Raw genomic sequence first — 10217 nt, forward strand, 5'->3', positions numbered from 1 at the left:
GCGCAGGCTGGAACCTTGCTGTCAAATGGAACCTCTATTTTATAGAGCCTCTCTTTAAAGGAAATCTTTCTTTCAAAATGAACCTGTCTTGCAAGATGGACCTCTCTTTTGCGTCGGGGAGCCCGCTATGATAATCTATTTTATCTCCGTAATCACCAGATACTGCAGTTCTGAATATGCGGTGTCAATAAGAAACCTGATGTTTTTAACATCGATTTCCTGATTAATAGTTTTGGAAAGTTCAACGAGTCTGAACCTCTCTTTATTAAAAGTCTCAGGAGCAGTGGATCTCTGCTTATTCATTAACGAATTTGCCTTCTCTCTCTCAAAAAGCATTTTTAAATCGCTATTAGTGGTTCTGTATTCCAGAACGCAAAGCTTGTATTCCGGATGGGGCGAGGCCATTTTAGTTACGTTATCGAAAGCCTTAGCTGTTAAGGCAGTGCTGTGGGGTAAAACAAACGATTTAATAACAAGCAGTAAGGTAATGAGGGCAGATATCATGATTACATTTTTTATGGAGAACCGATACTTTAATGCAATATAAAGAATTCGTTCTACTACTGGTAGTGATCTGATGATCGAGCTTTTCGCGTAAGCTTTAATGCTGTGGCAGCTGCTTTGACTTTATTTAACGGTGGGATATGAATTTAAATCGATGAGGTCAAATCGCGTGAGAGCTTAGTGTGGCGCCAAACAAAAGATCCCTGCCGTAATGACAAGGATCTTTGTTTGAGTCAAGAGATATAAGATATGAGAATGGAGCTTTTGGCAGTCGGCTCTCCCCTAGCTAAATTCAGCTTTCCCTTTTCAACTTTCAGCTTTCTTCGAATCTCAATTAAATTAGCGAAACACTCCTGTTAACAAACTCCGTCAACTCAGCACCGGTAAGCATTCCCTGAGAAAGCAATGCCAGATCGAATGCTTGTTTAGCTAGTTGAGTTTGCTCAGCTTCATCACTGGTTTGCAGGATCTTGCCTACAAGCTTGTGATTGCCATTGATGGTTACGTTATAGCTATCCGGTAAGTTTCCGTAGAAGTTCATGCCGCCGCCCATGGCAGCCATATCTTTCATGCGGCGCATAAACTCGTCCATGGTTACGATAACGGGAAGCTCATCCGGGTTCAGGCTGTCAACTTCTACTTTCATGCCTGGTTTAACGATGGCCTTTTCGAAGATACCTTTCACCTTTTCCTTTTCCTCGTCGTTAAGAACAGCAACGATGTTTTCGTCTTTGCTGATGATCTTATCCGCAGAAGCGGCATCCACACGTTTCAGGGAAACTTTCTCGAGCTTTTGCTCCATCTGGCTGATGAAGTGGGTATCGATAGGAGAGTCCATTAAAAGCACGTCGTAGCCTTTCTTGTTCGCAGACTGGATGAAGCTGTCCTGTTTCGCCGCGTCAGTCGCGTAAAGCAATACGAGGTTACCGTCTTTGTCGGTTTGATTTGCCTTTACTTTTTCTTTGTATTCTTCAACCGTGAAGTATTCCTTCGCGGTATTGCCCATCAGGACAAAGTCTTTTCCTTTATCGTAGAATTTCTCTTCGCTGATCATGCCGTATTTTACGAACAGGCCAATATCCGACCATTTATCTTCGTAAGCTTTGCGGTCTGATTTGAATAGTGATGCAAGCTTATCAGCCACCTTTTTGGTGATGTAGGTATTGATCTTCTTTACCGAGCTATCGGCCTGCAGGAAGCTTCTGGAAACGTTCAGCGGTATATCCGGTGAGTCAATGATACCGTGAAGTAGCATCAGGAATTCAGGAACCACATCTTTTACCTCGTCGGTGATGAACACCTGGCGTGAGAAAAGCTTGATCTTGTTGCGCTGCATCTCGAAGTCGTTTTTCAGCTTCGGGAAGTAAAGGACTCCGGTAAGGTTGAACGGATAATCCACGTTCAGGTGGATCCAGAACAATGGCGGCTCAGAGAAAGGATATAGTTCCTGGTAGAAAGAAAGGTAGTCCTCATCTTTCAGCTCCGTCGGCGATTTAGTCCAGATCGGGGTAGTGTTGTTAATGATATTCGGAACCTCTACAGAGTTATATTTTGATTTGCCATCAGCATCTTCGCCATCAGGCTCGGAAGTAGATTTAGTGCCAAATTGTACCGGTATAGGAAGGAATTTACAGTATTTGTCAAGAATGCCCTGAAGCTTACCTTTGTCGAGGAATTCTTTTGATTCTTTATTTATATGAAGGATAATATCCGTACCGCGCTCCGTGCGGCTACCTTCGCTGATCTCAAATTCGGTGCTGCCATCGCAGATCCATCTGGCTGGCTCAGAACCTTCTTTATATGAAAGCGACTGGATCTCTACCTGGTCGGCAACCATAAAGGCCGAATAGAAGCCTAGGCCGAACTTACCGATGATCTCATTGGCATCTTTGGCATCCTTAAACTTCTCTACGAACTCTGTAGCACCCGAAAACGCGATCTGGTTGATGTATTTCTTGATCTCTTCGCCAGTCATACCCAAACCATTATCGGAAATGGTGATGGTCTTTTTCTTCGCGTCGAATGAAACAGATACATTCAACTCGCCAAGGGCACCCTTGTATTCTCCTAAAGAAGAGAGGCGTTTGATCTTTTGCGTAGCATCCACTGCATTTGCCACCAGCTCTCTCAGGAAGATCTCGTTATCCGAGTATAAAAACTTCTTAATGATCGGAAATATATTTTCCGTGTGGATCGAAATGGTTCCTTTTTCTTGCATTTGTCTTGGTTTGAACTTAATGTTTTAGATGTAAGGGGTGTAACAAAGGTTATTCCAAAGGAGGTTTTCTGTCAAGATGACACCAAGTTCTGACTAAGAGCAATCTTTTGTCCGTTTCTGAGGTGAAGCGTACACGGTTGATGCATTTGGCCACCCGGGGCGGATGACTTACGAAGTCTATATCCGCCATGAACATAAATCGTCAGTCTAAATTTAAAAGAGACTGGCGAAGTTTCGTTCCGCTGAGCTATTAAACTTCGCAAGTCGGTATCTATCGACCTCTCAGTCCGCCCGAGGCGGACAGCTCCCCTTGAAAGAAGGGGAGCACGAGCGTACACAACGCATGCACGACTGAATGACACAGAAATCTATCTTTCAAAGTTGGCCAACGTCAGATAGGCGATACTATGATGCGATAGGTCCGGCGTCCGTCTGAAAATCGCAACGGCACATTTGTTGCATTATACAAAGCAGGTATTTATAGCGCAAGGCTTCGAATCATATAACACTGATAATAAACCTTTTAACCAATTGTATAATCTGTCACTAACCACTTATGTATACTAATATGCACCAACAACCTTACAAAACGTATTACTACGTTCTAAGAAAACATCTCCTGGTTCTAACAGGAGTTTCCCTGATCGCGCTTGCTTCGGCTTGCGGCGGCGAGACGAGCAAGGCGGAAAAGCAGGTTGCCCGCAAGCCGCAGCCGGTACTGGACAGCACGTATTATATTAGCTACATGACCAAAGATCCTTTGCTGAAAGAGCATACGGATTGGGCTAAGAAATTTTACCGCGAGCGCAGCTTTAAATTGGGCTGGTTCAAGAATAATGAGATCGTTCCCCAAGCTAATGAAATGATGACGATGATCAGCAAGGCAGGCGAGGAGGGACTCGATCCGAAGAAATACCAGTTCAAGGATTTCAAAACCATGTTTGCCAACCTCGAAGCTGCAAAAGCTGACTCCGCCAAATTCACTGAAATCCAGAAGGAAATTGATGTAGCTCTAACAGGCACCTATTTCGTTTGGGCTTCAGATTACTACCGGGGAGTCATCATTCCAAAAGAGAATAAAGAGATTGAATGGGATGTGAAGCGTAATAAAATTAAGCTTCACAAGGCATTAATGACGGTTCTGAATGAACGTGAAAGTAAGTATTCGTATGCAAAGTTTAGTCCGCTGCACCCTGAATACGCAAGACTTAAATCAGCCCTTGCTAATTACAGGAAAGTACAGGCTGCGGGCGGATGGCCAAAGGTTACATCTACTAAATATGCCGTCGGACAGAAGTCACCTGCAGTTTCGGGTTTGAAAAAACGCCTGGGATTAGCTTCGGCAGATTCAACCTTCAATGCGGAAACTGTTACTGCTCTTAAAAACTTTCAATCGGCCCAAGGCTTGAAACCTGACGGAAATTTAGGCCCAGAAACGGTGAAGCTTCTTAATGTACCTGTAGATCAGCGAATTAAGCAAATCATCCTTAATATGGAGCGCTGGAGATGGATCCCGAAAAGCTTTGAAGAAGATTATCTGATCGTAAATATACCTGAGTTTAGATTACGTGTCTTTGAAAAAGGTAAAGAGGCATTAGCAATGAATGTTATTGTGGGTAAGACCATGAACAGCACGCCGATATTTAGTGATAAGATGGAAAACGTGGTTCTCGCACCGTACTGGAATGTTCCTGCTAGTATAGTAAGAGATGAACTGGGGTCGAAAATTGCGAATGATCCCGGATACCTCGAACGCACTAATATGGAGCTAGTAGATTCGAAGGGTAATCAGGTTGATCCTTCGCAAGTTGATTTCAGTTCAGTAACAAGGGACAGCTGGAAATATATCTTACGTAAAAAACCTGGGCCGAAAAATGACCTTGGTGATGTAAAATTCATTTTCCCTAATACGAATGATATCTACCTGCACGATACGCCTCACGATGAATTATTCAGTCAGGCAAAACGTAATTTCAGCCACGGATGTGTGCGTGTTGAGCGGCCGTTGGAGCTTGCAGAGTACCTTTTACGTCCGGTAGGATGGGACATGGGCAAGATTCAAAGTACTATCGCGCAAGGAACGGAGAAACATGTTAGATTAAAACAAGTTCTTCCGGTATACCTTGTGTACTTTACCGCATGGGCAGATGAAAGCGGAAATGTTCATTTCCGTGAAGATATATATGGTCATGACAGGACTTTGGCGCAGCAGTATTTTAATGAGGTGCATGCCACGGTTATGAAGCCAACATCGAATGGCAGGGGGAAGCTTTAATTAAGTTATAAGTTGTGTAGGTTATAAGTTCTAAGTTGTAAGTCTGGATGCTTAACACAGCGTTTGGAAACTTAAAACCTACAACTTATAACTCCTTCGTCTTAGTTTCAGGTTATAAGTTGTAAGTCTGGATGCTTAACACAGCGTTTGGAAACTTAAAACCTCCAACTTATAACTTAAAACTTTCTTAGGTCTGTTGTCTCTTAAACTCCGACGTGGAATGAAACTCAACATCCGGGAAATCCCTTTTCGCCAGGTTCAGCGTCCAGTCGTTATCAGCTAAGAACACCGGGTTACCATCCTTATCGGTTGCAATATGATGGTGGCGGCGTTGCACGATCTCGTTAATATTCTTTTTATCTTTAGACGTTAACCAACTTGATTTTCGGAACGTAAGCGGCCGGAAAGCACACTTAGCACCATACTCATGCTGCAGCCTGAAGGCGATAACTTCATACTGTAGTTCTCCCACGGTACCGATGATCTTACGGTTACCCGGCTGCTGCACAAATAGCTGTGCCACACCTTCTTCTGTAAGTTGCTGCAAGCCTTTCTCGAGCTGTTTTGACTTCAATGGGTCACGGTTCTCCACCTCTTTAAAGATCTCAGGCGAGAAGCTTGGGATGCCTTTAAACTGCAGCAGTTCACCTTCGGTCAGCGTATCGCCGATCTTGAAGTTGCCGCTGTCATAAAGGCCCACAACATCCCCCGGCCAGGCTTCTTCAACAAGGCTTTTTTCATTAGCCATGAAGTCCATTGGATTGGAGAATTTCAGTTTTTTACCCTGGCGGGTATGGAAGTAGAATTTATTACGCTCAAACTTTCCGGAGCAGATCCTCAGGAAGGCAATCCGGTCGCGGTGATTAGGATCGAGGTTAGCGTGGATTTTAAATACAAATCCTGTAAAAGGTTTTTCTGTGGCGATAACCATTCGTTCATTCGCTTCGCGGCTTTTCGGGCTCGGCGCGATGGATACGAAAGTGTCCAGCAATTCCCGGATTCCGAAGTTATTGATGGCACTGCCGAAGAATACAGGGGCTAATAAGCCTTCGAGATATAAGTCCTTATCCAAAGTACCATAAATACCCTCTACAAGCTCCAGATCGTCTTTTAAGGTCTGCAATTCCTTTGGCTGAAGATGTTCGCTTAAGAGCTCATCATCCAGATCTTTTACCTGGATAAGCGCTTCCGCGATCTTGGATTTATCGGGCCTGAACAGGTTCAGGGAGTTATCGAATATATTATAAACCCCTTTGAAATTATGCCCCTGACCGATAGGCCAGGATAGAGGACAAACACTGATATTCAAATTATTTTCCAGCTCATCGAGGAGGTCGAAAGTATCCTTACCTTCCCGGTCGAGCTTATTGATGAATATAATTACCGGGGTGTTACGCATCCGGCAGACATCCATCAGCTTTTGTGTTTGTTCCTCGACCCCTTTAACGCTGTCGACAACCAGAATTACACTATCCACGGCAGAAAGTGTGCGGTAGGTATCCTCAGCGAAGTCCTTGTGGCCTGGAGTATCCAAAATATTGATCCGCTTGCCATTATATTCAAACCCCATTACCGAGGTGGCAACAGAAATTCCCCTTTGCTTTTCGATCTCCATGAAATCGGATGTGCTGCTTTGATTGGCCTTGTTACGCTTTACCGTGCCGGCGGTGTTTATCGCACCTCCAAACAAGAGAAATTTCTCTGTCAGGGTCGTTTTACCAGCATCGGGGTGACTAATGATCGCAAAGGTCTTTCGTTTTTCTATTTCGGGGTTGAGCATACAGCAGCAGGGAATTACAAAAATGCAAAGGTAATAAATTAGAGGAGAGTTGAGAGTTGAGAATGGAGAGTTGAGAGGCTTTCACTAGAATGCCAAATTAGCGGGATATATTTTGAGGTTTCATCCTGCCGGCAGAAGCAGGTGTACGCAAGAATGGCAATTTAGCGAATATTTATTAGGAGGTTTCAGCCTGGTGGAATGACAAATTAGCGAGGATCTATTAGGAGGTTCCAGCTTTCGCGGAATGACAACGCTTGGTTTAATAATAGGAGATTCCGGCTCAAGGGCCGGAATCTGAGTGTTATTTGACGTTGTCCCACTTCGATCGCGGCGAAGGCCGTGATCTCCCAATATCTTAAAACGCCGTGTCATTCCGACAAAAGTCGGAACCTAATGAATCAGCCACTAATATTACAGTCGTTCATCAGTTGGCTAGCACGTCTTGTGGACCTTTTGATACCTGATACGTAATACTTGATACTATTTAAAAATAGTTAATACTACTTCAAAAACACCTCCGTCCCCCCATACCCAAACCTTTCTTTATGCGCGTCCATAAACGTTTTTACCTGCGGATGCTTGCTGATGACCTTATAGATCTCATTTCTTAGCGTGCCGTTCCCGCTGCCGTGAATAAATACAATAGCTGGTATTTTATGAACGATTGCGGCATCGAGGCTTTTACGGAAATAGGTTACCTGGATGTCAAGGATTTCGGTACTGTCAAGGAACTGATGGTCGTCCCGAATTTTCTCGATGTGGAGGTCGACTTCCTTACCGGGGTTTTCGACTTGCTGATTCTCCGCGGGAGGCTTGTAAAAGCTTCCTTTCAGTTTTTGAGCATCGATAATGGGCTCATTGGAATCAAGCTGGATCAGCCAGGCAGGCTGATCGAGATACTCTGTATTCTTTTTTGCACCGGAGAAATCCTTTGCGCGAAACTTTTCGGAGAATTCTATAGGCTTTTTAAGCTCGGTACCTTCGCTGGCAAACAACAATACCTGTAAGTGGAACTTTGGCCAATGATCTAGCTCATTTAGTGATGCTGAATGCATTTGAACCGCAGATTTAGACCATATCACACCGTTAAACTCCCCTTTGAATTTATGGGATTTTTCAGTAGTTAAGGTAGCCAGAAGCTGGTACGATGTAGTATTTATAAGGTGTATATGCATTACTGATCCAGCCTTCTTATTGGGCGCTGCAGCAAGGAATATTCCGTTCGATATAAATTCGGCTTCCTGAACAGGCGTATTTTCAGTTTGTATATCGGCGCCTTGTCCGTGAACCCGTGTTACCTGGCTTGCAAGAACGGGGATCTCAAAACCATCCTCGTCGGTTACAGCTATTGTAGCATCGTCAATGATACGGGTGATATATCCTTCACGCCGCTCTTCGACAAAACGCACAAATTCACCTAGTTTATATTTCATAATATGATTAAGACTGTGGTAGCAAAATTACGCAAACATTTGTCAGGATTAGGATTTATAGGATTGTAGGATTCATAGGGTTGTGCAAGACGTGTCAATACGAGGAGGCAAGAAGAAGCGCAGGATTGAGAGATTTTCGATTTCAGTTTCATAGAAAGACTTGCTTTAACCGTGTAAAAATATTGTAACATTAAATATACATTTTCGTATAAATGTGCATGTCCTCCTCGCGCACGATCGCAGTAGGATTTTTGGGAAGCATGAATTCAATATTCAGGACACTACTCTTTATCTTTTTATTCTTCCAGGCAGGAATCCCTGTGCTATTTGCGCAGTGCGGACCAAATACCCTGGCCTTCAATGGTTCGCAACCAATTTATAACAGTGCCTGCGGAAATAATTCATATCAGACGCTAAACGGAACATCACCTTCTGGAACGGGTAATAGCTTTCGATGGGAGGTCTCGTTCAGCGGGGCTGTTTATTCCACGATTGTTAACGGCAGCGGGAATCCATTGACTACTCGGGACTTGTCGAAAAGTGATATCACCAATTTCATTTTAACGCCTGCAGCTAATGCTTCGGGTGATTACCGTATCAGAAGAATTGTAACTAACAGCGGGGCCGGATGTTCCAATACTTCACAGCCGGTATTTTTATACTATGCACAAAGTTCTTCAAGCACGACCGGGGGTTCCATTTCCGGTGACCTGGCAGACTGTGCTCCTGCAAGTGGAACGCTCACGGTCGCGGGAAATACCGGGCCGGTTTTGCGATGGGAATCGGCGCCATCCAGTGGCGGTCCATGGACGCCGATTACCAATATTACAAATACTCTAAACTATTCAAATCTTAGTTCATTAACATGTTACCGGGTATTAACCGATAATATTTGCAGTGGCGTTCCGGGAGTTATTGACCCCGAGGACAAATACTCCACAACAGCCTGCGTCACGGTTACTACAGTTCCTGTAATCACTGTGCAGCCCTTAAGTAACAGTGTTTGTCTTGGATCTGGTACTTCCCTGAGTGTTACTGCTACCAGTTCGACGGCAATTTCATATCAATGGCGAAAGAATGGTTTTGCAATTAACGGAGCTAACGCCGCTACATTCACTATAGCTTCTGTTGTTAATTCAGATGCAGCTTCATACGATGTGGTAATGACCAATAGCTGCGGAACGGTTACGTCAAGTGCTGCTGTGCTAACTGTCAACCCGCTGCCGGTTGCAACTGTGCCGACCAATGTTGTTGTATGCCCGGGAGCAATTGTACCCTCGGCCACATTCAGCAGCTCACCGAGCGGTGCCACTTTTACATGGACAAATTCTAGTCCAGCAATCGGCCTTGCTGCCAGCGGTTCCGGAACCCAGCCATCCTTTACGGCAATCAATGGAACAACAGTTGCTGTTACGGCTACAATCACTGTGACCCCGGTTCTTAATGGATGCACCGGTACATCTTCAAATTACACAATAACGGTTAATCCTACCGCTGTGGTTGCCGTTCCCGCAAATTTCTCAGTTTGTTCAGGTGCTACAGTTTCTGCCGCGAACTTTTCAAGCACTCCGGCTGGCGCCACTTATACATGGACTAATTCGAACACAGCAATCGGCCTTGCCGCTACAGGCACGGGAAACGTGCCGAGCTTTACAGCAGCCAGCAGTGGCTCGGCCACTATAACAGTAACTCCGTATCTTAACGGTTGTGCGGGTACTCCTTCTTCATATGTGATCACGGTAAGTCCGCTGCCGGTTGTTGCAGCAACCGCATCCGACGAGACAAGCTGCGGCGCAAATAATGGAGCGATTATAATCGCTGCAACAGGGGCCGCTCCACTGCAATACTCTATAAATGGCGGGAGTACTTATTCTTCTACCGGGGCCTTTAGCGGTCTTGCTCCGGGAAGCTATCCTGTAATGGTAAAAAGCTCAACAGGTTGCGTTACTGCGGGCCCAATCTTAACTGTTTCTAGTCCTGGCGCGCCTGCCAAACCAGAAGTAAACA

At 44.7% G+C, this 10217-nt stretch carries 6 protein-coding genes; 2 read left to right on the forward strand and 4 right to left on the reverse strand.

Annotated elements, in window-relative coordinates; translation table 11 throughout:
- Positions 1–135: 135 nt before the first annotated feature.
- Together WKF69_RS16250 and htpG are read right to left on the reverse strand one after the other, a co-directional pair.
- A complete protein-coding gene (locus WKF69_RS16250) occupies positions 136–504 on the reverse strand; it encodes a hypothetical protein (protein WP_340383214.1) in 369 nt (122 codons plus the stop codon).
- Positions 505–838: 334 nt separating this feature from the next.
- Positions 839–2722: a molecular chaperone HtpG gene (gene htpG / locus WKF69_RS16255; RefSeq protein ID WP_340383216.1), complete on the reverse strand. Its 1884-nt coding sequence runs from the start codon at positions 2720–2722 to the stop codon at positions 839–841.
- Positions 2723–3290: 568 nt separating this feature from the next.
- Between htpG and WKF69_RS16260 the strand changes: the two genes are divergently transcribed.
- Positions 3291–4997: a L,D-transpeptidase family protein gene (locus WKF69_RS16260; protein ID WP_340383218.1), complete on the forward strand. Its 1707-nt coding sequence runs from the start codon at positions 3291–3293 to the stop codon at positions 4995–4997.
- Between the two features lie 187 nt (positions 4998–5184).
- Here WKF69_RS16260 and WKF69_RS16265 read toward each other — a convergent pair whose 3' ends face one another.
- Together WKF69_RS16265 and WKF69_RS16270 are read right to left on the reverse strand one after the other, a co-directional pair.
- Positions 5185–6777, reverse strand: a complete 1593-nt coding sequence (locus tag WKF69_RS16265; RefSeq protein ID WP_340383219.1) for a peptide chain release factor 3 — start codon at positions 6775–6777, stop codon at positions 5185–5187.
- 500 nt (positions 6778–7277) lie between these two features.
- Positions 7278–8210, reverse strand: coding sequence for a Smr/MutS family protein (locus WKF69_RS16270; protein ID WP_340383220.1), 933 nt, complete (start codon positions 8208–8210; stop codon positions 7278–7280).
- Between the two features lie 218 nt (positions 8211–8428).
- Between WKF69_RS16270 and WKF69_RS16275 the strand changes: the two genes are divergently transcribed.
- On the forward strand, positions 8429–10217 hold a 1789-nt coding region (locus tag WKF69_RS16275; protein ID WP_340383221.1), incomplete at its 3' end, for a PKD-like domain-containing protein.

This window comes from Daejeonella sp. (assembly GCF_037719425.1).
Lineage (GTDB): Bacteria > Bacteroidota > Bacteroidia > Sphingobacteriales > Sphingobacteriaceae > Daejeonella.

Excerpts from the sequence above, each read along its gene's own strand:
- WKF69_RS16250 (WP_340383214.1), bottom strand. The coding sequence starts at position 504 with ATGATATCTGCCCTCATTACCTTACTGCTTGTTATTAAATCGTTTGTT.
- htpG (WP_340383216.1), bottom strand. The coding sequence starts at position 2,722 with ATGCAAGAAAAAGGAACCATTTCGATCCACACGGAAAATATATTTCCG.
- WKF69_RS16260 (WP_340383218.1), top strand. The coding sequence starts at position 3,291 with ATGCACCAACAACCTTACAAAACGTATTACTACGTTCTAAGAAAACAT.
- WKF69_RS16265 (WP_340383219.1), bottom strand. The coding sequence starts at position 6,777 with ATGCTCAACCCCGAAATAGAAAAACGAAAGACCTTTGCGATCATTAGT.
- WKF69_RS16270 (WP_340383220.1), bottom strand. The coding sequence starts at position 8,210 with ATGAAATATAAACTAGGTGAATTTGTGCGTTTTGTCGAAGAGCGGCGT.